Raw genomic sequence first — 24,135 nt, 5'->3', positions numbered from 1 at the left:
GTGACCGGTATGGAGACCACCCTGGCCGACTACCTCGACCGGATCGGCGTCGCACCGGGCCCGGCCGACGCGGAGCTGCTCGCCCGGATCGTCGGGGCGCACATCGCGGCGATCGCGTTCGAGAACCTGGACCCCTTCACCGGGACCGAGCCCCCGGTGACCGGGGACGCCATCGCCGCGAAGCTGGTGCACGGCGGTCGCGGCGGCTGGTGCTTCGAGCACAATGCGCTGCTGCACGACATGCTGCGCGAACTCGGCTATCCGGTGACCCCGCTGCTCGGCCGGGTCCGCATGGGGATCGCCGAGGACGCCCCGCCGACGCAGCGCACGCACCGGGTCACCCTCGTCGAGACCGGCGACGGCCCGGTGATCGCCGACGTCGGTTTCGGCGGCCCCGTACCGACCGCGCCGCTGCGGCTGGTCGACGGCTCCGTCCAGCCGACCACGTTCGCCGACTACCGCTACCTGCGCCGGGAGCCGGACCGGTGGCGGCTGCAGCGCCGGGGTTCCGGCGACTGGATCACCCAGTACGACATCGAGCTGACCCCGGTACCGGACGTCGACTACGCGATGGGCTCCTGGTACCTGGTGCACCACCCGGACTCGCACTTCCGGGCCGGGCTGAACGCGGCGCGCTCGTTCGCCGACCGGCGGATCACCCTGAGCGGCACCCGCTACACCGTCCGGCACACCGACGGCCGCGCCGAGGAGCGCGACCTCGGGTCGGTCCCGGAGGTCCTGGCGGTGCTGCAGGAGGCGTTCGGCATCGACACCTCCGGCGTCACCGGTCTCGAACAGCGCATCCGGGACGTGCACCTCTCCTGACAGACCACGGGCCGGGCACCCGCGTGCTGCGGGGGCCCGGCCCGGTGCCGGAGGTCCTCAGACCCGGAATCCGAGGGCGCGCAGCTGCTCGCGGCCGTCCTCGGTGATCTTCTCCGGGCCCCACGGCGGCATCCACACCCAGTTGATCCGGATGTCGGACACCAGCCCGCCGTCCGGGCCCGAGGTGAGCGCCGAACGGGTCTGGTCCTCGATGACGTCGGTCAGCGGGCAGGCCGCCGAGGTCAGCGTCATGTCGATGACAGCGGTGTCGCCGTCGCGGTCGATGCCGTAGACGAGCCCGAGGTCGACGACGTTGATCCCCAGTTCGGGATCGACGACGTCCTTCATCGCCTCCTCCAGGTCGTCCACGCTCGCACCCTCGGCCGGTGCCGGCGGCTCGGGCATGCCGGCCGCCCCGCGGACCACGTCCTCGGTGCTCTCGGTCGTCTCGCTCATGCCGGGCTCCCCTCGGGGTTCGCAGTGTTCGCAGTGTCGTGCGCGGCGATCGTCGCGTCCGTGCGGCTCACGGCGTCCTTGAACGCCATCCAGCCCAGGAGAGCACACTTCACCCGGGCCGGGTACTTCGCGACACCGGCGAAGGCGACGCCGTCGCCGATGACGTCCTCGTCCGGTTCGACCTGGCCGCGGCCCTGCGCCATCTCCTGGAACGACGTCATGATCTTCCAGGCCTCGCCGACCGACCGGCCGGCGACGAGATCGTGCAGGACCGAGACCGACGCCTGGCTGATCGAGCAGCCCAGCGACTCGTAGGACACGTCGGTCACGGTGTCCCCGTCGACCTTGACCCGCAGCGTGACCTCGTCCCCGCAGGTCGGGTTCACGTGGTGGGTCTCGGCGTCGTAGGGCTCACGCAGGCCGGACCCGTGCGGGTCGCGGTAGTGGTCCAGGATGATCTCCTGGTACATCTGCTGCAGCTGCACGCCTCACACCGTCCCGAAGAACTTCTGGGCGGCGCGCACGCCGTCGGCCAGCGCCTCGACCTCGTCGAGGGTGTTGTACACCGCGAACGACGCCCGGGCCGACGCCACGATCCCGTAGCGCCGGTGCAGCGGCCACGCACAGTGGTGGCCGACCCGGATCGCGACGCCCCGGTCGTCGAGCACCTGGGACAGGTCGTGCGCGTGGATGTCCGCCACCACGAACGACACCGCTCCCCCGCGCTCGCCGGGCGTCGGCGGGCCGACGATCCGCACCCCGTCGATCGCGGTCAGCTGCTCCAGCGCGGCCGCGGTCAGGGTCGCCTCGTGCGCGGCGACGACGTCCATGCCGATCGCGCCGAGGTAGTCCACGGCCGCGCCCAGGCCGACCGCCTGCGACGTCATCGGCACGCCCGCCTCGAACCGCTGCGGCGGCGGGGCGTAGGTCGAGCCCTCCATCCGCACCAGCTCAATCATCGATCCGCCGGTGAGGAACGGCGGCAGCGCCGCGAGCAGCTCACGCCGCCCGTAGAGCACCCCGACCCCGGACGGCCCGAGCATCTTGTGCCCGGAGAACACCGCGAAGTCGACGCCGAGTGCGTGCAGGTCGACCGGTGCGTGCGGCACCGACTGGCAGGCGTCGAGCACGGTGAGTGCGCCGACCGCCCGGGCCTGCCGCACCAGCTCGGCCACGGGCGCCACCGCCCCGGTCACGTTGGACTGGTGGGTGAACGCGACGACCCTCGTCCGCTCCGACAGCTCCAGGGAGCCGGGATCGATCCGCCCGTCGTCGGTCACCGAGTACCAGCGCAGGGTCGCCCCGGTGCGCCGGCACAGCTCCTGCCACGGGACCAGGTTGGCGTGGTGCTCCAGCTCGGTCACCACGACCTCGTCACCCGGTCCGAGCGCGAACCGCTCGGACTCCGGCCCGAGACCGGTGCGGACCGAGGCGTTGCCGAACCCGTACGCGACCAGGTTGACGCCCTCGGTCGCGTTCTTGACGAAGACGACCTCGTCGTCGTGCGCGCCGACGAACGCCGCGATGCGGGCCCGGGCGGACTCGTAGGCGTCGGTGGCCTCCTCGGCGAGCTGGTGCGCACCCCGGTGGACGGCGGCGTTGTGCCGCTCCAGGAAGGTGCGCTCGGCGTCGAGGACCTGACGCGGCCGCTGCGACGTCGCACCGGAGTCGAGGTAGACCAGCGGCCGGTCCTCGCGCACGGTGCGCCCGAGGATCGGGAAGTCCGCCCGGATCCGGGCCACGGCGTCGGCGTCCAGGCCGGCCGTGGTCCCGGTTCCGTTCGTGAGGGTCATGTCAGACCGCTGCCTTCGCACCCTTGGTGAACCGGACGTAGCCGTTGGTCTCCAGCTCGTCGGCCAGCTCGGGACCGCCGGACTCGACGATGCGGCCGCCGGAGAACACGTGCACCCGGTCCGGCTTGATGTGGTTCAGGATCCGGGTGTAGTGCGTGATCAGCAGGACGCCGGTGTCGCCCTTCGCGCGGTACCGGTTCACGCCCTCGGAGACGACGCGCAGGGCGTCGACGTCGAGGCCGGAGTCGGTCTCGTCGAGCACGGCGAACTTCGGGTTCAGCAGCTCCAGCTGCAGCACCTCGTGCCGCTTCTTCTCACCGCCGGAGAAGCCCTCGTTGACCGAGCGGTCCGCGAACTCCGAGGAGATGTCGAGGCCCGCCATGGCGTCCTTGACCTCCTTCACCCAGGTGCGCAGCTTCGGCGCCTCGCCGCGGGTGGCGGTGGCCGCCGACCGCAGGAAGTTCGCCATCGACACGCCCGGGACCTCGACCGGGTACTGCATGGCCAGGAACAGGCCCGCCCGGGCCCGCTCGTCGACGGCCATCTCCAGCACGTTCTCGCCGTCGAGCAGCACCTCACCGGAGGTGACGGTGTACTTCGGGTGACCGGCGACCGCGTAGGCCAGCGTCGACTTGCCCGAGCCGTTCGGACCCATGATCGCGTGCGTCTCGCCCGCGCGGACGGTGAGGTTCACCCCGCGCAGGATCTCCTTCGGACCGTCCTCGGTCTCGACCGAGGCGTGCAGGTCCTTGATCTCCAGAGTGGACATGTTCTCTTTCCGTGGTGGTGGGGGCGCTCAGGCGCCGGTGATGGCGAGCTCGGCCTCGACGGCGGCCTCGAGCCGCTCCTTGAGCTCCGGCAGCGTGATCTTGTTCAGGATCTCGCCGAAGAACCCGCGGACGACGAGCCGTCGCGCCTGGTCCTCCGGGATGCCCCGGCTGCGCAGGTAGAACAGCTGCTCGTCGTCGAACCGGCCGGTGGCGCTGGCGTGCCCGGCGCTCACGATCTCGCCGGTCTCGATCTCCAGGTTCGGCACCGAGTCGGCGCGCGCGTGCTCGGTGAGCACCAGGTTGCGGTTGAACTCGAACGTCTCGGTGTTCTCCGCGGTGGCCCGGATCAGCACGTCACCGATCCACACCACGTGCGCCTGGTCGCGCGAGTCGCTCTGCAGCGCGTTCTTGTAGAGCACGTTGGAGGTGCAGTTCGGCACCGCGTGGTCCACCAGCAGCCGCTGCTCCAGGTGCTGACCGGCGTCGGTGAACCCGAGGCCGAGCAGCTCGGCGTCGCCGCCGGGGCCGGAGTAGCGCACCGTCGAGCTGACCCGCACCAGGTCACCGCCCAGCTGGACAGCGGTCCCGCGCAGCGTCGCGTCCCGGCCGATGCGGTAGTGCTCGGCGCCGACGTGCACCGCGTCGTCCGCCCACTCCTCGGTGACCACCAGGGTCAGCCGCGAGCCGTCGGCCAGCACGACCTCGGTGTTGTCGGCCAGCGCACCCGAGCCCCGGTGCACGACGACGACCGTCGCCTGCGTGTGCGGGGTGGTGCGGATGTGCAGGTGACCGGCGGCCGTAGCGCCCGCTCCCGGGCCCTCGACGGTGATCGTGACCGGCTCGGGCTCGCCGTCCAGGGTGACCACGGTGGCCTCCCGGAACCCCGACCACGCCGCCGCGGCGACCCGGTCGAACGGCGTGCCGCCCTCGCCGAGCCGCGCGTCGTCACGACCGACGGTCTCGGTCGTCACACCGGCGGTCCCGGTGACCGTGACCTGCGCGGTGCCCTCGAACGTGGCGGAGCCGTCGTGCAGGCCCTTGAGCCGGCGCAGCGGCGTGAACCGCCAGTTCTCCTCGCGCCCGCCGGGAACCTCGAAGGCGTCCACGTCGAACGACTGGAACCGCTCGCCCGCCGAGGCGATCGGCACCTCACCCTGGCCCTCCTTGGCCCCCTTCAGCTCGGGGGCGAGGCCAGCAACATCCGACGTCATCCGACGGAACCCTCCATCTGCAGCTCGATCAGCCGGTTCAGCTCCAGCGCGTACTCCATCGGCAGCTCGCGCGCGATCGGCTCGACGAACCCGCGCACCACCATGGCCATCGCCTCGTCCTCGGACAGACCGCGGCTCATCAGGTAGAAGAGCTGGTCGTCGGAGACCTTGGAGACGGTGGCCTCGTGCCCCATCGACACGTCGTCGTTGCGGATGTCGACGTAGGGGTACGTGTCCGACCGCGAGATCGTGTCGACGAGCAGCGCGTCGCACTTCACCGTCGACCGCGAGTTCCGCGCCCGCGGGTTGACCTGGATCAGGCCGCGGTACGAGGTACGGCCGCCACCACGGGCCACCGACTTCGAGATGATCGTCGACGACGTGTTCGGCGCCAGGTGCACCATCTTCGCCCCGGCGTCCTGGTGCTGGCCCTCGCCCGCGAACGCGACCGACAGGACCTCGCCCTTGGCGTGCTCGCCCATCAGCCACACGGCCGGGTACTTCATGGTCACCTTGGAGCCGAGGTTGCCGTCGACCCATTCCATGGTCGCGCCCTCCTCGGCCTTGGCGCGCTTGGTGACCAGGTTGTAGACGTTGTTCGACCAGTTCTGGATCGTGGTGTAGCGGCAGCGGCCGCCCTTCTTGACCACGATCTCGACGACGGCCGAGTGCAGCGAGTCGGTCTTGTAGATCGGCGCGGTGCACCCCTCGACGTAGTGCACGTAGGCACCCTCGTCGACGATGATCAGCGTCCGCTCGAACTGGCCCATGTTCTCGGTGTTGATCCGGAAGTAGGCCTGCAGCGGGATGTCGACGTGCACGCCCGGCGGCACGTAGATGAACGACCCGCCGGACCAGACCGCGGAGTTCAGCGCCGAGAACTTGTTGTCCCCGGCCGGGATCACCGAGCCGAAGTACTCCTTGAACAGCTCCGGGTGCTCCTTGAGCGCCGTGTCGGTGTCCAGGAAGATGACACCCTGCTGCTCGAGGTCCTCGCGGATCGAGTGGTACACGACCTCGGACTCGTACTGCGCGGCGACACCGGACACCAGGCGGGCCTTCTCGGCCTCCGGGATGCCCAGCTTGTCGTAGGTGTTCTTGATGTCCTCGGGCAGGTCGTCCCAGGTGGCGGCCTGCTTCTCCGAGGAGCGCACGAAGTACTTGATGTTGTCGAAGTCGATCCCGGACAGGTCGGATCCCCACCGCGGCATCGGCTTCTTGCCGAAGAGGTCGAGCGACTTCTGACGGAACTCGAGCATCCACTCGGGCTCGTCCTTCAGGCGGGAGATGTCGGCGACGACCTCCGAGGAGAGGCCGCGCTTCGCGATGGAGCCGGCCTCGTCGGAGTCCGCCCAGCCGAAGTCGTACCGGCCGAGCGCCGCGATCGTCTCCTCCTGCGTGAGCTCGGTGCGCACTTCAGGAGTGGTCGTCATCGGGTACTGCCTCCCTTTCGGGGACCGTGGTGGGAGATGGTCCCGCCTTCGGCGGGGCCGTCTTCTTCTTGCATCTTCCGCAGCTTCGGAGGTGGTTGCTGACCAACGGTGCGGGACGATGGCGTGCCGTTCGTCTCGCTGCTCCGCAGCTTCGGAGGTGGTGCTTCCGGTCGGGGGACGTTCTCCCTCTGCAACCGGTGTCCGGGGTGCTCGATTCCGTTGCGGGAGGCGGGCACCTCGATCCTTCCTCCTCCTTGCCGTACCCGGCCGAGGAGTTCGGGATCCTCCAGCGGGACGTGTGTGGTGCACGCGGCGTCGCCGCGGGCGATCGTCGCCAGGCGCTGCACGTGGGTGCCGAGCAGGTCGGCGAAGGCCCTGGTCTCCGCCTCGCACAGCTCCGGGAACTCGGTCGCCACGTGGGCCACCGGGCAGTGATGCTGGCACAGCTGGACCCCGAACCCGCCGCGGCGGGTCTGTGCGGCGTAGCCACGGGAGCTGAGCACGCTCGCGAGCGCCTCCGCGCGGTCCTGCGGGTCACCGGCGGAGACCACGGCGGCCATCTCGGCACCGAGCAGGTCGTGCACGCGGCGGCGGGCGAACGCGTCCACCGCGGCCTCCCCCGCCGTCTCGGCCAGGAACCGCAGTGCCGAGGTGGCCAGGTCGTCGTACCCGTGGCCGAACCGCACCCGGCCCGCGTCGGTGAGCAGGTACTCGCGCGCCGGACGGCCGCGGCCCCGGGGACGGGTGGACCGGGCCGGGGCCCGGACGGCCGCCTCGCCGTCGGCGATGAGCGCATCGAGGTGCCGGCGGACGGCGGCCTCGGTCAGCCCCAGCTCCCCCGCGACGACGGCGGCCGGGACCGGACCCTGCTCCAGGAGCACCCTGGCCACCGCGGCCCGGGTACCGGATCCGGACGCGGGCACGGCCGGCTCGGACCCGTGCCCGCAGGCGGGGTCCGTGCGCGGCGGCGCGGTCCGGTTCGTTTTCACAACACCAGTGTTGCGGATATGTCCGACGGCAGCAAAACCGCCCCCTCCCGTCGTGACGCGGCTCACCCGTCCGAACGGTCGCGGCCGGTGAGGACCGGTCACCGGGGCCCCGGACCCGCCCCACTAACCTGCGGAGTCATGGTGACGCCCGAGGTCGCCCCACCCGGGCGCGACGAACCTCCGACGAGAGCGGAGCCAGCGGACCCGGCGGGGTCCGCCGGATCCACCGGCCGGCCGCCGACCGCCCGGCGCGGCCTGCGCGAGCAGGCCCGCATCGCGCGCATCCTCGGGCTGACCGGCGCGATCCTGATGGGGATCAGTGCGCTGGGCTCCGGCGCGTTCCCGGCCCCGCACCCGTTCAACGGCCTGCGGGTGCTCGGACTGCCGGCCCGCAACGTCACCCTGGCGATCGCCGTCACCTACGCCGGGCTGCTGATGGTCGTCACGGCGTGGCTCTGGATCGCCCGGATGCTCACCGCCCGCGGTGCCCGGCACCCCGCCCCGGAACGCCGCGAGCTGACCCGCACCGCGTTGCTGTGGGGGCTCCCGCTCGCGCTGGCGCCGCCGATGTTCTCCAAGGACATCTACAGCTACCTCGCCCAGAGCGCGACCCTGGCCAGGGGGATCGACCCGTACACGATCGGACCGGCCCAGGCGCTCGGCGTCGACGACCCGCTGACCCGCGGCATCCCGACGATCTGGCGGGACACCCCGGCCCCCTACGGACCGCTGTTCCTCGGTCTGGGCCGGGTCATCACCGCGTTCAGCGGCGAGAACGTCGTGCTCGGGATCTTCCAGCACCGGCTGCTCATGCTGGTCGGCGTCGCGATGCTGGTGTGGGTGCTGCCGCGGCTGGCCCGCCGGTTCGGGCTCGACGCCGGGCTCGTGCTCTGGCTCGGTGCCGCGAACCCGCTGGTGCTGTTCCACATGATCAGCGGCATCCACAACGAGTCGATCATGATCCCGCTGATGCTGGTCGGCCTGTACGTCATGCTCGGGACCGACGACACCGTCCAGCCGTGGTGGCGGATCACCGGGGGTGCCGCGCTGATCGTCGCCGCGGCCGCGGTGAAGCTGCCCGCGCTGCTCGCGCTCGGCTTCGTCGGGGTGTACCTGATCCGGCGCCGCGGCGGTCGGATCGCCGACTGGGCGGTCATGACCGGCTGGCTCACCGCGGTGGCCGGGGTCGTCCTCACCTTCTTCAGCCTCATCACCGGGCTCGGCTTCAACTGGCTGCGCGGGCTGTCCGCGCCGAGCGAGATCCTCAGCTGGATGTCGGTGAGCACCGACGTCGGCCTGGTCGCCGGCCAGGTCGGTCGGGTGGCCGGGCTCGGTGACCACACCGAGAGCACCCTGACGATCGCCCGCGGGCTGTTCGTGGTGCCGATGGTGATCATCGTCGTCGTCCTGCTGCTGGGCTGCCTGCGCGGCCGCATCGATCCGGTCACCGGGACCGGCGCCGGGCTCGGCGCGGTGCTCCTGCTCGGACCCGTGGTGCACCCCTGGTACCTGTTCTGGGCGCTGCTCCCGCTGGTCGCGACCCGGGCGATGCCCCGCTACCGCCGGGCGATGCTGCTGCTGTCGGCGTTCCTCGCGCTCGTCGTGCCGCCGACCGGGGCCGACTTCATCTTCCGGGGCTTCCAGCTGCCGCTGGCCATCGTCGCCGGCCTCGTCATGTTCGCGCTGGCACTGCTCGTCGTCCGGCGCTGGCTGCGGGCCCCGGCCGAACCGGCCGTCCCGACCGGGGTGACGGCCTCGTGAACGCCGCGCTGCAGCTGCGTGGGCTGGTCGTCCGCTACGGGACGACGACCGCCGTCGACGGCGTCGACCTCGATCTCGCCCGTGGCGAGGTGCTGGCGCTGCTCGGCCCGAACGGCGCCGGGAAGTCGAGCACCGTCGAGGTGTGCACCGGCTTCCGGAGGGCGTCGGCCGGCGAGGTCACCGTGCTCGGCCACGCGCCCGACGACGAGGCCGTCCGGGCCAGGGTCGGCGCCATGCCGCAGGGCGGCGGCGCCTACCCGGCGGTGCGGACCGGCGAGATGCTGCACCTGGTCGCCGACTGCTCGGCGAACCAGATCGACCCGAACTTCCTGATCGACGTCCTCGGTCTCCGGCCGCGCGCGAGCACGCCGTACAAGCAGCTCTCCGGCGGTGAGCAGCAGCGGCTCGCGCTGGCCTGCGCCGTCGTCGGGCGCCCGGAGCTGGTCTTCCTCGACGAGCCGACGGCCGGGCTCGACCCGCAGGCCCGGCACCTGGTGTGGGACCTGATCCGGGCGCTGCGCCGCGACGGCGTCGGGGTCCTGCTGACCACGCACCTGATGGACGAGGCCGAGCAGCTCGCCGACGACGTGGTGATCCTCGACCACGGCCGGGTCGTCGCACACGGGTCACCGGCGCAGCTCACCGCGGGTGACCAGACCGAGCTGCGCTTCCGGGCCCGGCCGCGGATGGACGTCCGCGGTCTCGCATCCCGGCTGCCCCGCGGGTACTGGGCGTCGGAGACCGCCCCGGGCCGCTACCGCGTGCAGGGCCGGATCAACCCGGCCGCGCTGGCCGCGATCACCGCCTGGTGCGCCGACCAGGGCGTCATGGCCGACGACGTCCAGGTCGTGCGGCGCAGCCTCGAGGACGTCTTCCTCGACCTCACCGGACGGGAGCTGCGCTCGTGAGCGAACTCTTCCCCCAGGGGACCTTCACCCCCGACCCCGGGCGCGGCAGCACCCTGGCGATGCTGCGGGCCCAGGGCGGCCTGGAGGCCCGGCTGGCGTTGCGCAACGCCGAGCAGGTGTTGCTGACGCTGCTCATCCCGGCCGCGCTGCTGGCGGCGCTGACGCTGATCCCGGCGCTCCCGTCCCCGGAACCGCGGGTCGACTGGGTCCTCGCCTCGATGCTGGCGCTGGCCGTGATGAGCTCGGCGTTCACCAGCCAGGCGATCGCGCTCGGGTTCGACCGCCGCTACGGCGCGCTGCGCCGGCTCGCCGCGACCGCGATCCCCCGGTGGCTGCTGGTGTGCGGGCGGCTGACCGCGGTGGCCGTCGTCGTCGTGATCCAGGTCGTGGTGCTGCTCGTACTGGCCGCGGTGCTCGGCTGGACACCGTTCGGGGCCCGGCTCGACGGCGCCATCGTCGCGGTGGCGCTCGGGGCGGCCGCGTTCGGGGCGCTCGGCATCCTCGTCGGCGGGACGCTGCGCGCCGAGATCGTGCTCGCCGTGGCGAACGTGGTCTGGTTCCTGCTGCTGCTGGCCGGCGGCATCGTGGTCCCGGTCGCGGACCTGCCGGGGCCGCTGGCGGTCGTGGCGACCTGGCTGCCCTCCGGTGCGCTCGCCGAGGCGTTGCGGGCGGCGCTCGGGACCGGGGAGTTCCCACCGGCCGGGCCGCTGCTCGTGCTCGCCGGATGGGCCGTGGCCGCCGGGCTGCTCGCGGCGCGCACCGTGCGCTGGACCTGACTTCCGGCACATGTGGGCGGACCGGGCGACCGGTCACGATCTGCGGCGGTCCGTCCGCTCCGATCCGACGAGGTTCCCGTGGCCGTCGCCCCTCCCGCACCCCCCGTCCGCAGGCTCGGGCCCGACCTGGCCCGGGGCGTGATGCTGCTGCTCATCGCGATGGCCTACGCCGGGGTGTACGCCGGCACCCCGTTCGGCACCGGTGTCGCGGAGGGCCCGGTCCGCGACCGGGTGGCCGCGGTGCTGACCACCGTCGTGCTGGACAACCGCGCGTTCCCGATGTTCGCGATCCTCTTCGGCGGTGGACTCGCCTGGTCGGTGGCCCGGCTCCGGGCCCGCGGAGCCGGCGACGCCCACGTGCGGACCCTGCTCCGCCGTCGCGGCGGGTATCTCCTGCTGTTCGGCGCGGTGCACGCGTTCCTGGTGTTCCCCGGCGAGATCCTCGCCTCCTACGGGCTGGCCTGCCTGCTCACCGGGTGGCTGCTGCTGCGCCCCACCCGCACGATCGTCCGGGTCGCCGGCTGGTTCGGCGCGGTCTCACTGGTCACCGTCCCGCTCGTGATGACCGTCGCGGCGGGCTCCGCCGGGGACGCGTCGGAGGTGGTCCCCGGCTACCGCTCGGTGGGCGACTGGATCGCCCGCGCCTGGTCGGTTCCGGTCGCACCGGTGTTCGTCGCCGTCGGCTACCCGCTGTTCGTGCTGGTGGTGCTCGGGTACCTGGCGGCGCGGGCCGGGCTGCTGGACGACCCGGGAGCGCACCGTGCGCTGCTGCGCCGGGTCGCCGCCGGCGGGATCGCGGTCTCGGTCGCCGGGGCCGTCCCGATGGTCCTGCTCGTGCTCGGGGTCGTCGCGGCCGGACCCGTGGCCGCGGGGCTGCTGGCGGCCCTGCAGATACTCACCGGGGTCGCGGGCGGGGCGGGGTACGCCGCGGCGTTCGCGCTCTGGGGGCTGCGGGCCGAGCGGGCGCCGGGCCGGGGTGTGCGCGTGGTCGCCGCGGCCGGGCGCCGCTCGCTGACCTGCTACCTGCTGAACTCGGTGCTGGTGGCGGTGCTCCTGCACCGCGACCTGATCGGCCTGGGCCCGCAGGTCGGGGCGGCCGGGGCACTGGCCGTCGCCGCCGCCGTCTGGGTGCTGACCGTACTGCTGGCGGACCGGCTGGACCGGGCGGGCCGCCCCGGTCCCCTGGACGCCGTGATGCACCGTCTGGTGCACCCCACCCCGCACCGGCCCGGCGGGTGATCGGGCGCCGGAGCGGAGACCGGCGACGAGGGGTGGGCGGGCGTTCTTCTACCATCCGTAGTGTGTCCCGCCTGACCGGTCTCCTCGCCCGCGTGCCGTCCGCCCCGCCGGTGCTGGTGCGCCGCCTGGCGATCGCGAACCTGGTGGCGCAGATCGGCATCGGGGTCACCGGGTCGGTGGTGCGGGTGACCGGCTCCGGCCTCGGCTGCTCGACCTGGCCGCAGTGCGAGCCGGGCAGCATGGTGCCGGTCTCGCACGCCGAGATCGCACCGCTGCACATGTGGATCGAGTTCGGCAACCGGCTGCTCGGGATCCTGGTGGTGCTCGCGGCGGGGGCGACCCTGCTCGGCGTCCTGTTCACCCGGCCCCGGCGGCGCCGGCTCACCGCGCTGGCCCTGGCGATGCCGCTGGGCGTCGTCGCCCAGGCGGTGATCGGCGGGATCACCGTGCTCGCCGGTCTGGTCTGGTGGACGGTGATGCTGCACTTCCTGGCCTCGATGGTGCTGGTCTGGTTCTCGGTCCTGCTGGTCGACGCCACCACCGAGGCCGACGGCCCGGTCACCCGCACGGTCCCCGCCGCCGGCCGGTGGCTCGTCGCGGTGTCCACGGTCGTGCTCGCCGCACTCCTGGTCGCCGGCACGCTGGTCACCGCGGCCGGCCCGCACGGCGGCGACCCGGAGACCCCGCGGCTCGACATCGGCATCCCGTTGCTCGCCCAGCTGCACGCCGACCTGCTGTTCGGCTACCTCGGCACGCTGATCGGGCTGGGCTTCCTGCTGCACGCGACCGGCGCTCCGGCCGCGCTCGTCCGGCGCTTCCGGCTGCTCGTGGTGATCGTGCTCGCCCAGGGTCTGCTCGGCGGCGTGCAGTACGCGCTCGGGGTCCCGGAGCTGCTGGTGTCGCTGCACGTGCTCGGCGCGGGTCTGGTCGCCGCCGCCGCGGCGGGAGTCTGGGCGGCCACCGCGACCCGCCCGCCTGCGGCCGCGCCCGTCCCGGACGGGTCCGCCGCCACCGCGGACCGCCCGCTCGCCGGGGCCACCGACCGTTCCTGACCGGCCCCGCGGCGGTTCCGGCCGGACGGCCCTGCACGACGACCCCCGTGTACGGCACTCTGGTGTCATGACCTCCCGATCCCGGTCGCTGCGGCGCGGTGCCGTCGCCGCGCTCGCCGTCACGCTGGCCGTCGCCACCACCGCCGGGATCGCCGGGGCACGGAGTGCCTCGGCGGCGCCGGAGCTCCCGCCGGTCACCCCCGAGGAGCTCGTCGCGTCGGTGCTCGACGCGGAGCCGGTGGCGCTGGCGGGCACGGTGGCCGTGGACAACCGGCTCGGCCTGCCCGCCATCCCCGGTGCCCCCGAGGGTGCGCTCACCGACGGCGCGTCGACCGCACGGGTGTGGTCCGACGGCACCGGCCGCGGGCGCCTCGCACTCCCCCGGCCCGACGGCGAGCGCACCTACGTCCGCGACGGCGCCGTCACCTGGGCCTACGACTCCGGCGACCGCACCGCCACCCGGATCCCGGCGAAGCCCGGCGGGGAGTCCACCGACGCGCAGGGCGCGGACCCGCAGGCGCGGGCCCGGGAGATCGTGGCGTCGCTGCGCGACAGCAGCGTGGTCACGGTCGACGGCACCACCGAGGTCGCGGGCCGGCCGGCGTACACACTGGTGCTGGCCCCGCGGCCGGGCGAGCGCACCGTGCTGCGCGAGGTCCGGGCGGCGGTGGACGCCGAGACCCGCATGCCGCTCGAGCTGAGCGTGCTCGGCGCCGGGCCCGAACCCGTCCTGCGGGCCGGGTTCGACGACGTCACCGTCGGGCCGCAGGACCCGGCGCTGTTCACCTTCACCCCACCGCCCGGCGCCACGGTGCAGGACGCACCGGCCCGCGAACCACGCCCCGACGGCCGCCCCGGCGACCGCGAGCGGCCCCGCACCGTCGGTGACGGCTGGGACGCCGTCGCCGTCGGGAGCGTGCCGTCCGGCGAGGGGACCGAGCGGGTGGACCCGGCGGCGGTCGGCGCCCCGGTATCCGGGCCGTGGGGCAGCGGGCACGCGATCACCACGGCCGCCGGATCGGCGATCCTGACCGACGACGGCCGGTTCGCCGCCGGTGCCGTCGGGACCGACGTGCTGGGCGCGGCACTCGCCCGGTGAGCAGTACCGACCTCGACCCCGCCACGGCCGGGCCCGGCACCGATCCCGTACCCGCCGCACCCGCCGCCCGGGTGCGGGACCTGCGCAAGGTCTTCGGCTCCGTCACCGCGGTCGACGGCGTCGACCTCGACGTCCCCGCCGGCTCGGTGTTCGGGATGCTCGGGCCCAACGGCTCCGGCAAGACCACCCTGATCCGGATGCTGCTCGGCCTGACCCGGCCCACCTCGGGCACCGTGGAGCTGCTCGGCCGTCCGGTCCCCGAGGGGCTGCCCGCGGCGCTGCCCGACGTCGGGGCGCTGGTCGAGGGGCCCGGGTTCCATCCCTTCCTCAGCGGCCGGGAGAACCTGCGCCGGGTCGCCGCCGTGGAGCCACGACTGGCCGCCGGGCAGATCCGCCCGGCGGTGGAGACCGCGCTCGACCGGGTCGGTCTCACCGCCGCCGCCGGTCGCCGCTTCCGCGGCTACTCGCTGGGGATGAAACAGCGCCTCGGGCTGGCCGCCGCCCTGCTGGTGCCGCGCCGCCTGGTCGTGCTCGACGAGCCGACCAACGGCCTCGACCCGGCGGGCACCCGGGAGGTGCGGGCCGTCGTCGCCCAGCTGCGGGACGCCGGTGCGACGGTGCTGCTGTCCTCGCACCTGCTCGCCGAGGTCGAGGCGGTCTGCTCGCACGTGGCCGTGCTCAAGCACGGTTCGCTGCTCGCGTCCGGCCGGCTGGACCGGCTGCTGGACGCCGTGGCCGGCGGCTGGGAGATCGCCACCGCCGACGTGCCCGGGGCGCTGCACACCCTGCAGGCGCTCGGCGCCACCGCCCGCGCCGACGCGGCGGGCGTGCTGGTGTCCGACGGCCCGCCGGCGCCGGAGATGTTCGCCGCACTGGTCCGGGCCGAGGTCCCGGTGCACGGGCTGCGGCGGCACCGTCCGGACCTGGAGACGCTGTTCACCCGGATCACCGAGTCGTGACCGCCGTCGACGCCGCGCCGCGCCCGGCCTCCTGGACCCGCCTGCTCGGCGCCGAACTGCGCTGGGTGCTGCGCCGTCCCCGCACCTGGGTGATGCTCCTGCTGCTCACCGCCGTGCCGGTGCTGATCGGGATCGGGATCGTGCTCTCCGACCGGCCCCGGCGCAGCCTGCTCAGCGAGGTCACCGGCAACGGCCTGACCCTCCCCGTCGCCGCGCTGTCGATCCTGCTGACCCTGCTGCTCCCGCTCGTCGTCGCGGTGGCCGCCGCGGACGCCATCGCCGGGGAGAGCCAGCACGGCACCCTGCGCGGGCTGCTGCTCGCGCCGGTCGGCCGGCTGCGCCTGGTCGCCGCGAAGGCGTTCGGGGTGCTCGTGGTCGCGGCCGTCGCGGTCGGCCTGGTCACCCTGTCCGGGCTGCTCACCGGCGCGACGCTGATCGGTCCGCCGGTCGTGCTCGCCACCGGCGACGGCGGGTCGCTGCTCACCCTGTCCGGCACCGTCCTGTCGCTGCCCGACGCGCTGGGCCGGGTCACGATCGCGGCGGGCTGGACGCTGGTGCAGCTGGCCGCGGTCGGGGCCGTCGCGCTGGCGGTGTCGGCGTGCACCAAGCATCCGCTGGTCGTGGTGTCGTCGGTGCTGGGCGGGCTGATCCTGTTCGGGGTGCTCGCCGCCGTCCCGGCGCTGGAACCGCTGCGGCCGTGGCTGCTCACCACCGGCTGGGGCGCGGCGGCGGACGTGCTGCGCGACCCGTTGCCACCGGGCGAGCTGGTCCGCAGCGCCCTGGTCGCGCTCGGCTACCTGGCCACCGGGGCGGTCGTGCTGGTGCTCCGGATGCTGCGCCGCGACGTGTGAGGGCATGATCACGGGCGTCAGCGGAGCCGATCGAGGAGGACACATGCGTGCGGTGCGGGTCACGAAGGCCGGCGGGCCCGAGGTGCTGGAGGTCGCGGACGTCGACGTCCCGGCCCCGGGCCCGGGAGAGGTGCTCGTCGAGGTCGCTGCGGCCGGCGTGAACTACATCGACACCTACCAGCGCGAGGGCATCTACCCGATGCCGACGCCCTACACCCCCGGCCTGGAGGGTGCGGGCCGGGTGACCGCGCTCGGCGAGGGGGTGAGCGGGGTCGCGGCCGGGGACCGCATCGCCTGGGCCGAGACCCTCGGCAGCTACGCCGAGCAGGTCGCGGTGCCGTGGGACAAGGCCGTCCCGGTTCCGGACGCGGTGCCCGACGACGTCGCGGTCGGGTCCCTGCTCCAGGGGATGACCGCGCACTTCCTGGTCAACGACACGTTCCCGCTCTCCGGCGGCGAGACGGTGCTGGTGCACGCCGCGGCGGGCGGGGTCGGGCTGCTGCTCACCCAGCTGGCCGCCGCGAAGGGCGCCCGGGTGATCGCGACCACGTCGAGCGCGGAGAAGGCCGAGCTGGCGCGCGGCGCCGGTGCCGCCGAGGTGATCGACTACACCCGGGTCGACGACCTCGCCGCCGCCGTCCGCGAGCTGACCGGCGGCGAGGGGGTGCACGCCGCGTTCGACAGCGTCGGGGCCACGACGTTCGACGCGAGTCTCGCCACGCTGCGCAAGCGCGGCATGCTGGTGCTGTTCGGCGCCGCGTCCGGTCCGGTGCCGCCGGTGGACCCGCAGCGGCTCAACTCCGCCGGATCGGTGTTCCTGACCCGCCCGAAGCTGTTCGACTTCGTGGACACCACCGCTGCGCTGCGGGCGAAGGCGGCCGCGGTCTACTCCGAGGTCGCGGCCGGCCGCCTCGACGTCCGGATCGGGCACCGCTACCCGCTGGAGCAGGCCCGCACCGCGCACGAGGACCTGCAGGGCCGCCGCACGACCGGCAAGGTGCTGCTGCTGCCGTCCTGACCGGGGTGGTAGGAACGGGTGTGCCGAGCGCCGCGGACACCCCGCAGACCCCGTTCCACGATCTCGACGCCTACGTGGCGCTCCCCCGGCTCGCCGGCCTGGCCCTGTCCCCGGACGGCACCCGGCTGGTGACCGGGGTCGCCGAGCTGGAGGCCGACGGGGCCCGCTACCGGACCGCGCTGTGGGAGATCGACCCGTCCGGCACGGCACCGGCCCGCCGGTTGACCCGGGGCGCGGCGGGCGAGTCGGGCCCGGTGTTCACCCCGGACGGGGACCTGCTGTTCCGTTCGGCACGACCGGATCCGGACAGCACGTCGGACACCGACCCGCCGGCCGGGCTGTGGTGCCTGCCCGCGGACGGCGGGGAGGCCCACCCGGCGGGCGGGCGGCCGGGCGGGATCGACGACGCCGTCGTCGCCCGGGACTCGGGCACCCTGGTCGTGTCGTCGCCGACCCTGCCCGGAGCCGTCACCGGGGAGGACGACGAGACCCGCCGGTCGGCCCGCAGCGACGCGCGGGTGACCGCGATCCTGCACACCGGCTACCCGGTGCGGTACTGGGACCGCGATCTCGGCCCCGCGCAGAACCGGCTGCTCGTGCGGGACGGGGACGACTGGACCGACCTCACCCCCGAGCCGGGACGGGCGCTGGACCAGGCCCGGTTCGACGTCACGCCGGACGGCACGCAGGTCGTGACCGGCTGGTCCTTCGCGGCCGGGTACGGCCGGACGCGGCCCGGCGTGGTCGTCGTCGACGTGGCGACCGGGCAGCGGCGCGAGCTGCTCCGCGACGACGAGCACGAGTACTCCGGCCCGCGGATCGCCCCCAGCGGCGGCGCCGTCGTCGTGGTCCGCGAGCGGGTCTCCACCCCCTCGGCCGCACCGCGGGTGGACCTGGTCCTGGTCCCCCTCGCCGGTGGTGCCGTCCGCCCGGTCGCGCCGCACTGGGACCGGATGCCGTCGGCCGTGCGCTGGACGGCGGACTCCGCGGCGCTGGTCGTCACCGCCGACGAGGACGGCCGCGGCCCGCTGTTCCGCATCGACCTCGGTGGCACACCCGGTGCGGACCGGGTCACCCGGCTCACCGACGACCACGGCTGCTACACCGACCCGGTCCCGAGCCCGGACGGGCACTGGGTGTACGCCCTGCGCAGCGCCTACGACGCCGCACCCGCACCGGTCCGGGTCGACGCCGCCCGTCCGGGGACGCTGCCGGTCCACCTGCGCGGGCCGATCCCGCCGGTCGAGCTGCCCGGCACGCTGACCGAGACCGAGACGACCACCGCGGACGGCACCCGGGTCCGGGCCTGGCTGGTGCTCCCGCACGGTGCGGGGCCCGACGCCCCGGCACCGCTGCTGCTGTGGATCCACGGCGGCCCGATCAGCAGCTGGAACGCCTGGACCTGGCGGTGGAACCCCTGGTTGATGGCGGCCCGCGGGTACGCCGTGCTGCTGCCCGACCCGGCCCTGTCCACCGGCTATGGCTACGAGTTCGTGCAGCGCGGCTGGGGCCGCTGGGGCGGCCCGCCGTACACCGACCTGATGGCCGTGACCGACGCCGTCGTCGCGCGGCCGGACGTCGACGGCACCCGCACGGCGGCGATGGGCGGCTCGTTCGGCGGCTACATGGCGAACTGGGTGGCCGGGCACACCGACCGCTTCGCCGCGATCGTCACCCACGCGAGCCTCTGGGCCCTGGACCAGTTCGGCCCCACGACCGACCACGCCGGCTACTGGCTGACCGAGATGACCCCGGAGATGGCGCTGGCGAACAGCCCGCACCGGCACGCCGACGCCGTCACCACCCCGATGCTGGTGATCCACGGCGACCGCGACCACCGCGTCCCGATCGGCGAGGGCCTGCGGCTGTGGTGGGACCTGGTGTCCCGCCGGCCCGACCCGGAGGCCAACCCGCACCGGTTCCTGTACTTCCCGGACGAGAACCACTGGGTGCTCGCGCCGAACCACGCGAAACTCTGGTACGAGACCGTCTTCGCGTTCCTGGCGGTGCACCTGCACGGAGCGGAGTGGGAGACGCCGGACCTGCTGCGGTGAGCACCGGTCCGGACGCGGTCGCCGCGGCCCGGGAACGCCGTGACCGGGCCGATCCGTGGCTGCGGGCGTTCGTGTCGGTCGAGGAGCCCCGCCGCACGGCCACCGCCGCGTCCGGTGGTGCGCTCGACGGCCTGCCGATCGCCGTCAAGGGCACCGGCGGGTACGGCACCCCGGCGGTACGCCGGCTGCTCGACGCCGGAGCGGTGCCGGTCGGGGCCACCTCGGTGCCCCGTGGCGCGGGCCACCAGACCTGGGGCTGGACCGACCGGGGGCCGACCCGCAACCCGTGGCGCGGCGACCGCTCCCCCGGTGGGTCCTCGGCGGGGTCCGCTGCGGCGGTCGCGGCCGGTGTGGTGCCGCTCGCCACCGGGTCCGACGGAGCCGGGTCCGTCCGGATCCCGGCCGCCTGGTGCGGGGTCATCGGCTACAAGCCGACGACCGGTCTCGTCCCGGGCACCGACGCGTCCGGTCTGGCGACGCCGGGGGTCCTCGTACGCGATCCCTCGTTGCTGACGGCCTGGCTGGATGCGGTCGGACCTGGTGCGCCGGCACCCGGCCCGGCGCGCGACGAGCCCGGGTGCGGCCGCAGTGCGCACCGCCACCGGCCGCACGACCCCGCGCGACCCGGCCCGACCCGCAGCCGCTGCACCGCCGACCGGGACGCCGGGTGCGATCCGGGACCTGGTGCGACCGGGTTCCGGGTGGCGGCATGGTCGGCGGACCTGGGGTTCGCCGCGACCGACACGGACCCGGCGACGTGCGCCGTCGCACGCGCGGCGGCGGTCCGGCTCATCCGGGCGGCCACACTCGCCGAGCCGCCGGACCCGGCCGCCGGTGACGCGGACGGCGGCAGACCGGGACCACCGGCTCCGCAGGAGATCCCCGGGTCCGCATCGGGCCCGGCCCCGTGCGCGGACCCGGATCCCGTGCAGCGGGCGGGGGCGGGATCGCGGTCGGGGGGTCCGACCCTGCGTGACCCGGCGGCCGCGTGGTTCGCGCTGCGCGAGCCCGGGAACCCGGATCTCCGCGCCGCCCGCGCACTGCGCGCGGCGAACGACCGGGCGCTCGACGAGCTGTTCACCCGTGTCGATCTGCTGCTCACGCCGACGACACCGGCCGGTCCGCACGGCCACGACGGCCCGGGCGGGCGGATGAACGTCGCCCTCACCTGGGCGTTCAACCTCTCCGGGCACCCGGCCGTGAGCATCCCCGCCGGTCTCGGCCCGGACGGCTGCCCGGTCGGCCTGCAGCTGGTGGCCCGCCGGGGCGCCGACCGGGCGCTGCTCGACCTCGTCGTGCGGCACGTCCCGATCGCGGCACCGGCCCCGGACTGAACGCCCGGATCAGAACAGCAGCGGCAGGCCCAGCGCGGCGTCCACGGCGATCGCCGCGAACAGCACGCACAGGTAGATGTTCGACAGGTGGAACAGCGGCATCGGGGACACCTCGCCACCCGCCTTCACCGCCGAGTGCAGCCGGTGCGCGCGGAAGACGAAGTACGCCCCGCCGAGCAGCGCGGCCGCCAGGTACACCCAGGACGTCACCGGCAGCAGGAGCAGGCTCCAGGCCACCATGACCCAGCTGTAGACCACGATCCGGACCGACACCGCCTGCGCGGGGGCGACGACCGGCAGCATCGGTACCCCGGCGGCCGCGTAGTCCTCGCGGTAGCGCATGGCCAGCGCCCAGAAGTGCGGCGGCGTCCAGAAGAAGATCACACCGAACATGACCAGGGCCGGCCACTCGATCCCGCCGGTCACCGCGGCCCAGCCGATCACCACCGGCATGCAGCCCGCGGCCCCGCCCCAGACGATGTTCTGCGACGTCCGCCGCTTGAGCAGCAGCGTGTAGACGAGCACGTAGAACGCGATCGCGGCCAGCGACAGCGCCGCGGCCAGCCAGTTCGTGGTGAGACCCAGCCACACCGAGCTGAGCGCCGACAGCACCAGTCCGAAGATCAGCGCGTTCCGCGGCGGGACCTGGCCCTTGGCCAGCGGCCGTCGTGCGGTGCGCTTCATCTTCTGGTCGATGTCGGCGTCGGCGACGCAGTTCAGCGCGTGCGCGGCGGCCGCGGCCATGGCGCCGCCGACCAGGGTCGCGACGATCAGCCACAGCGACGGCACGCCGCGCTGGGCGAGGAACATCGCCGGGACGGTGACCACGAGCAGCTGCTCGATGATCCGCGTCTTGGTGAGGCCCAGGTAGGCCTGCACGGTCGCCCGCACCCGGGCCCAGCGGCCCACCGGCGGAGCGGCCGGCGGGGTGGCCGGCCGGGCCTCGGCCGCCGGGGGCCCGTCGGGCCCCTCGGTCGGCGGGACCTCGGCGGGCGCGAACCCGGCCGTCGCGGTGTCGACGGCTCGGTTCCGCCGGGAGGCGGGTGCGCTCACCTGTTCGTACCTCGCTCGGCTCGACGGTGCGGGAACCTGCGCCGGTGCGGTGGTCGACCCTCCGGCCCAGTACCGAGAACCGAGGTCGGCGACCGGGCCGGCGACGCTCTAGTTCTACAGCGCGTCGATGCTAACCGGTCGCATGCACCGGTGGCCTGCGGGGTACGCCCCGGAGAACACCCGGTGCGGTGATCGTGACCGGCGCCAAAGCCGCCGGTCCCGGTACCCGACGCAGTAAGGTGTTGCCAGCCGGGGGCGGCGACGGTGCCGCCGGGCGATGGTCCGGCTCACGTGGTGGGCTGATCCACCCGCGGGGTGTTCCGGTGGCGCGGTGCCGGTGTGGCACCGTCCTCCTGCCGCGGCACCCACCCGTCACCCGCGGCACGACCGTCACATGCCGACGCGAGCAACAGGAGTCATCGTCTTGTCCGAGACCAGCACGTCTCCCCACGCCGGGGACGACGCCGTCGCCGCGCTGACCCGTGCGCACGTGCCCGATGACTGGACCGACCTGGACCGCAGGGCGGTGGACACGGTCCGCGTGCTCGCCGCGGACGCGGTACAGAAGTGCGGCAGCGGCCACCCGGGCACCGCGATGAGCCTCGCCCCGCTGGCCTACACGCTGTTCCAGCGGGTCATGCGGCACGACCCGGCCGACCCGGACTGGATGGGCCGCGACCGGTTCGTCCTCTCGGCCGGGCACTCCAGCCTCACCCTGTACATCCAGCTCTACCTCGCCGGCTACGGCCTGGAGCGCGAGGACCTGGAGCAGCTCCGCACCTGGGGCTCGCTCACCCCGGGGCACCCGGAGTACGGCCACACCCGTGGTGTCGAGATGACGACCGGCCCGCTGGGCCAGGGGCTGTCCTCCGCCGTGGGCATGGCCGTCGCCGCCCGCCGGGAGCGGGGCCTGTTCGACCCGGAGGCCCCCGAGGGCGCCTCGCCGTTCGACCACCAGATCTACGTCATCGCCTCCGACGGCGACATCGAGGAGGGCGTCACCTCCGAGGCGTCCTCGTTCGCCGGTCGCCAGGAGCTCGGGAACCTCACGGTCGTCTACGACGCGAACGAGATCTCCATCGAGGACGACACGAACATCGCCCTCAACGAGGACACCGCCAAGCGCTACGAGGCGTACGGCTGGCACGTCCAGGTGGTCGACGGCGGCGAGAACGTCACCGGCATCCTCGCCGCGCTCGAGGCCGCGAAGGCCGAGACCGGCCGGCCGTCGCTGGTCGTGCTGCGCACCGTGATCGGTTACCCCTCGCCCAAGAAGATGAACACCGGTGCCGCGCACGGCTCCGCGCTGGGCGACGAGGAGGTCCGCGGGGTCAAGGAGGCGCTGGGCTTCGACCCGGACCAGGACTTCGAGGTCGCCGACGACGTCATCGCCCACACCCGCTCGGTCGGCGAGCGCTCCCGCGCCGTGCACGACACCTGGCAGGGCACCTTCGACGACTGGTCCGCCCGGGAGCCGGAGCGCAGGAAGCTGCTGGACCGGCTCGTCGCGGGCCGCCTGCCCGAGGGCTGGGCGGACGCGCTGCCGGCCTTCGACGTCGACGAGAAGGGCCTCGCCACCCGCAAGGCCTCCGGCGCGGTGCTCGCCGCCGTCGCCGACGTGCTGCCCGAGCTGTGGGGCGGTTCGGCCGACCTGGCCGAGTCGAACAACACCACGATGAAGGGCGTCGACTCGTTCGGCCCGAAGTCGGCGGCCACCAGCACCTGGACCACCAGCCCGTACGGCCGCACGCTGCACTTCGGTGTCCGCGAGCACGCCATGGGTGCGGTCCTCAACGGCATCGCGCTGCACGGCCCGACCCGGGCCTACGGCGGCACGTTCCTGGTCTTCTCCGACTACATGCGCCCGGCCGTGCGGCTGGCCGCCCTGATGAAGACCAACCCGATCTACGTGTGGACGCACGACTCGATCGGCCTCGGCGAGGACGGCCCGACCCACCAGCCGATCGAGCACCTGGCCTCGCTGCGCGCGATCCCGGGCCTCTCGGTCGTCCGTCCGGGCGACGCGAACGAGACCAGCTACGCGTGGCGCGCCACGATCGAGGCGGTCGACGGCGGGCCGGTCGGGTTCGCGCTGACCCGCCAGAACGTGCCGACGCTGGAGGGCACCTCGGCCGAGGGCGTCGCCCGCGGTGGGTACGTGCTGGCCGACGCCTCCTCCGGCACCCTGCAGGTGGTGCTCATCGCCACCGGCTCCGAGCTGCACCTGGCGGTGCGGGCCCGGGAGGCCCTGGAGGCCGAGGGCATCGGTACCCGGGTGGTCTCGATGCCGTGCGTCGAGTGGTTCGAGGCGCAGGACGCCGACTACCGCGAGTCGGTCATCCCGTCCGGCGTGCGGGCCCGCGTCTCGGTCGAGGCCGGCATCGCCATGCCGTGGCGGTCCTACGTCGGCGACGCCGGCCGGTCGGTCTCGATCGAGCACTTCGGCGCCAGCGCCGATGCGGCCACCCTGTTCGAGAAGTTCGGATTCACCGGCGACACCGTCGCCGCCGCCGCGCGCGAGTCCCTCGCCGCGGCCGAGAAGTCCGCCTGAACC

The 24,135-nt window shown here is 74.1% G+C and carries 21 protein-coding genes; 13 read left to right on the top strand and 8 right to left on the bottom strand.

Annotated elements, in window-relative coordinates; genetic code table 11:
• Positions 1 to 9: 9 nt before the first annotated feature.
• On the top strand, positions 10 to 825 hold the full coding sequence (locus AFB00_RS25035; protein WP_068799226.1) for an arylamine N-acetyltransferase family protein: 816 nt from the start codon (positions 10 to 12) through the stop codon (positions 823 to 825).
• Positions 826 to 882: 57 nt separating this feature from the next.
• Here the strand turns inward: AFB00_RS25035 and AFB00_RS25030 are convergent, their stop codons facing one another.
• Genes AFB00_RS25030 through AFB00_RS25000 form a run of 7 tightly spaced genes read right to left on the bottom strand, consistent with a single transcriptional unit; the run spans position 883 to position 7,378 of the window.
• Positions 883 to 1,281, bottom strand: a complete 399-nt coding sequence (locus AFB00_RS25030) for a metal-sulfur cluster assembly factor (protein ID WP_068799225.1) — start codon at positions 1,279 to 1,281, stop codon at positions 883 to 885.
• Entirely contained in the window at positions 1,278 to 1,766 is a 489-nt protein-coding gene (gene sufU / locus AFB00_RS25025) for a Fe-S cluster assembly sulfur transfer protein SufU (RefSeq protein ID WP_068799224.1), read from the bottom strand. The genes AFB00_RS25030 and sufU overlap by 4 nt, the downstream gene beginning before the upstream one ends.
• A gap of 3 nt (positions 1,767 to 1,769) precedes the next feature.
• On the bottom strand, positions 1,770 to 3,074 hold the full coding sequence (locus AFB00_RS25020; protein WP_068799223.1) for a cysteine desulfurase: 1,305 nt from the start codon (positions 3,072 to 3,074) through the stop codon (positions 1,770 to 1,772).
• Position 3,075: 1 nt separating this feature from the next.
• Positions 3,076 to 3,843 carry a Fe-S cluster assembly ATPase SufC gene (gene sufC, locus AFB00_RS25015; protein WP_068799222.1) on the bottom strand — a complete coding sequence of 256 codons (768 nt, stop codon included), beginning with the start codon at positions 3,841 to 3,843 and terminating at the stop codon, positions 3,076 to 3,078.
• Positions 3,844 to 3,870: 27 nt separating this feature from the next.
• Positions 3,871 to 5,055: a Fe-S cluster assembly protein SufD gene (gene sufD / locus AFB00_RS25010; protein WP_068799221.1), complete on the bottom strand. Its 1,185-nt coding sequence runs from the start codon at positions 5,053 to 5,055 to the stop codon at positions 3,871 to 3,873.
• Positions 5,052 to 6,488, bottom strand: a complete 1,437-nt coding sequence (sufB, locus tag AFB00_RS25005) for a Fe-S cluster assembly protein SufB (protein WP_068799220.1) — start codon at positions 6,486 to 6,488, stop codon at positions 5,052 to 5,054. The genes sufD and sufB overlap by 4 nt, the downstream gene beginning before the upstream one ends.
• Positions 6,485 to 7,378 (bottom strand): helix-turn-helix transcriptional regulator, encoded by an 894-nt coding sequence (locus AFB00_RS25000; protein WP_442965828.1) that lies wholly within the window; start codon positions 7,376 to 7,378, stop codon positions 6,485 to 6,487. The genes sufB and AFB00_RS25000 overlap by 4 nt, the downstream gene beginning before the upstream one ends.
• A gap of 237 nt (positions 7,379 to 7,615) precedes the next feature.
• Here AFB00_RS25000 and mptB point away from each other — a divergent pair, with 237 nt between their 5' ends.
• The 11 genes from mptB to AFB00_RS35670 all read left to right on the top strand — a co-directional run bounded on the left by mptB (position 7,616) and on the right by AFB00_RS35670 (position 20,528).
• Entirely contained in the window at positions 7,616 to 9,238 is a 1,623-nt protein-coding gene (mptB, locus tag AFB00_RS24995) for a polyprenol phosphomannose-dependent alpha 1,6 mannosyltransferase MptB (RefSeq protein ID WP_068799219.1), read from the top strand.
• Positions 9,235 to 10,146, top strand: a complete 912-nt coding sequence (locus AFB00_RS24990; RefSeq protein ID WP_068799218.1) for an ABC transporter ATP-binding protein — start codon at positions 9,235 to 9,237, stop codon at positions 10,144 to 10,146. The genes mptB and AFB00_RS24990 overlap by 4 nt, the downstream gene beginning before the upstream one ends.
• Complete coding sequence (locus tag AFB00_RS24985) at positions 10,143 to 10,922, top strand: ABC transporter permease (protein ID WP_068799217.1); 780 nt, start codon at positions 10,143 to 10,145, stop codon at positions 10,920 to 10,922. Before AFB00_RS24990 ends, AFB00_RS24985 begins: the two co-directional genes overlap by 4 nt.
• 78 nt (positions 10,923 to 11,000) lie before the next feature.
• Positions 11,001 to 12,161 carry a DUF418 domain-containing protein gene (locus AFB00_RS24980; RefSeq protein WP_068799216.1) on the top strand — a complete coding sequence of 387 codons (1,161 nt, stop codon included), beginning with the start codon at positions 11,001 to 11,003 and terminating at the stop codon, positions 12,159 to 12,161.
• A gap of 62 nt (positions 12,162 to 12,223) precedes the next feature.
• Positions 12,224 to 13,213 (top strand): COX15/CtaA family protein, encoded by a 990-nt coding sequence (locus AFB00_RS24975; RefSeq protein WP_068799215.1) that lies wholly within the window; start codon positions 12,224 to 12,226, stop codon positions 13,211 to 13,213.
• Between the two features lie 67 nt (positions 13,214 to 13,280).
• Entirely contained in the window at positions 13,281 to 14,312 is a 1,032-nt protein-coding gene (locus AFB00_RS24970; RefSeq protein WP_156819716.1) for a LolA family protein, read from the top strand.
• Entirely contained in the window at positions 14,309 to 15,271 is a 963-nt protein-coding gene (locus AFB00_RS24965; protein WP_068799214.1) for an ABC transporter ATP-binding protein, read from the top strand. Before AFB00_RS24970 ends, AFB00_RS24965 begins: the two co-directional genes overlap by 4 nt.
• The gene (locus AFB00_RS24960) at positions 15,268 to 16,122 is read left to right on the top strand and encodes an ABC transporter permease (protein WP_068799213.1); all 855 of its coding nucleotides are present in this window, start codon (positions 15,268 to 15,270) and stop codon (positions 16,120 to 16,122) included. The genes AFB00_RS24965 and AFB00_RS24960 overlap by 4 nt, the downstream gene beginning before the upstream one ends.
• A gap of 43 nt (positions 16,123 to 16,165) precedes the next feature.
• Complete coding sequence (locus tag AFB00_RS24955) at positions 16,166 to 17,140, top strand: quinone oxidoreductase family protein (protein WP_068799212.1); 975 nt, start codon at positions 16,166 to 16,168, stop codon at positions 17,138 to 17,140.
• A 20-nt stretch (positions 17,141 to 17,160) separates the two neighbouring features.
• Positions 17,161 to 19,194, top strand: a complete 2,034-nt coding sequence (locus AFB00_RS24950; RefSeq protein ID WP_068799211.1) for a S9 family peptidase — start codon at positions 17,161 to 17,163, stop codon at positions 19,192 to 19,194.
• On the top strand, positions 19,191 to 20,528 hold the full coding sequence (locus tag AFB00_RS35670) for an amidase family protein (protein WP_068799210.1): 1,338 nt from the start codon (positions 19,191 to 19,193) through the stop codon (positions 20,526 to 20,528). Before AFB00_RS24950 ends, AFB00_RS35670 begins: the two co-directional genes overlap by 4 nt.
• 9 nt (positions 20,529 to 20,537) lie before the next feature.
• On the opposite strand, the gene AFB00_RS24940 is transcribed toward AFB00_RS35670, so the two are convergent.
• Positions 20,538 to 21,437 (bottom strand): heme o synthase, encoded by a 900-nt coding sequence (locus tag AFB00_RS24940; protein ID WP_068800633.1) that lies wholly within the window; start codon positions 21,435 to 21,437, stop codon positions 20,538 to 20,540.
• A 568-nt stretch (positions 21,438 to 22,005) separates the two neighbouring features.
• Between AFB00_RS24940 and tkt the strand changes: the two genes are divergently transcribed.
• The gene (gene tkt, locus AFB00_RS24935; RefSeq protein ID WP_442965827.1) at positions 22,006 to 24,132 is read left to right on the top strand and encodes a transketolase; all 2,127 of its coding nucleotides are present in this window, start codon (positions 22,006 to 22,008) and stop codon (positions 24,130 to 24,132) included.
• Positions 24,133 to 24,135 lie beyond the last annotated feature (3 nt).

It is taken from the genome of Pseudonocardia sp. HH130630-07 (assembly GCF_001698125.1).
Classification (GTDB): domain Bacteria; phylum Actinomycetota; class Actinomycetes; order Mycobacteriales; family Pseudonocardiaceae; genus Pseudonocardia.
Note: the sequence above shows the minus strand (reverse complement) of the source record. Positions and strands in the feature narration are given on the sequence as shown.

What these genes read in the sequence shown, in the direction of transcription:
- AFB00_RS24970 (WP_156819716.1), top strand. Translation starts at nt 13,281, where the DNA reads ATGACCTCCCGATCCCGGTCGCTGCGGCGCGGTGCCGTCGCCGCGCTC.
- AFB00_RS24955 (WP_068799212.1), top strand. Translation starts at nt 16,166, where the DNA reads ATGCGTGCGGTGCGGGTCACGAAGGCCGGCGGGCCCGAGGTGCTGGAG.
- AFB00_RS25030 (WP_068799225.1), bottom strand. Translation starts at nt 1,281, where the DNA reads ATGAGCGAGACGACCGAGAGCACCGAGGACGTGGTCCGCGGGGCGGCC.
- sufD (WP_068799221.1), bottom strand. Translation starts at nt 5,055, where the DNA reads ATGACGTCGGATGTTGCTGGCCTCGCCCCCGAGCTGAAGGGGGCCAAG.
- sufB (WP_068799220.1), bottom strand. Translation starts at nt 6,488, where the DNA reads ATGACGACCACTCCTGAAGTGCGCACCGAGCTCACGCAGGAGGAGACG.
- sufC (WP_068799222.1), bottom strand. Translation starts at nt 3,843, where the DNA reads ATGTCCACTCTGGAGATCAAGGACCTGCACGCCTCGGTCGAGACCGAG.
- AFB00_RS25020 (WP_068799223.1), bottom strand. Translation starts at nt 3,074, where the DNA reads ATGACCCTCACGAACGGAACCGGGACCACGGCCGGCCTGGACGCCGAC.
- AFB00_RS25035 (WP_068799226.1), top strand. Translation starts at nt 10, where the DNA reads ATGGAGACCACCCTGGCCGACTACCTCGACCGGATCGGCGTCGCACCG.
- mptB (WP_068799219.1), top strand. Translation starts at nt 7,616, where the DNA reads ATGGTGACGCCCGAGGTCGCCCCACCCGGGCGCGACGAACCTCCGACG.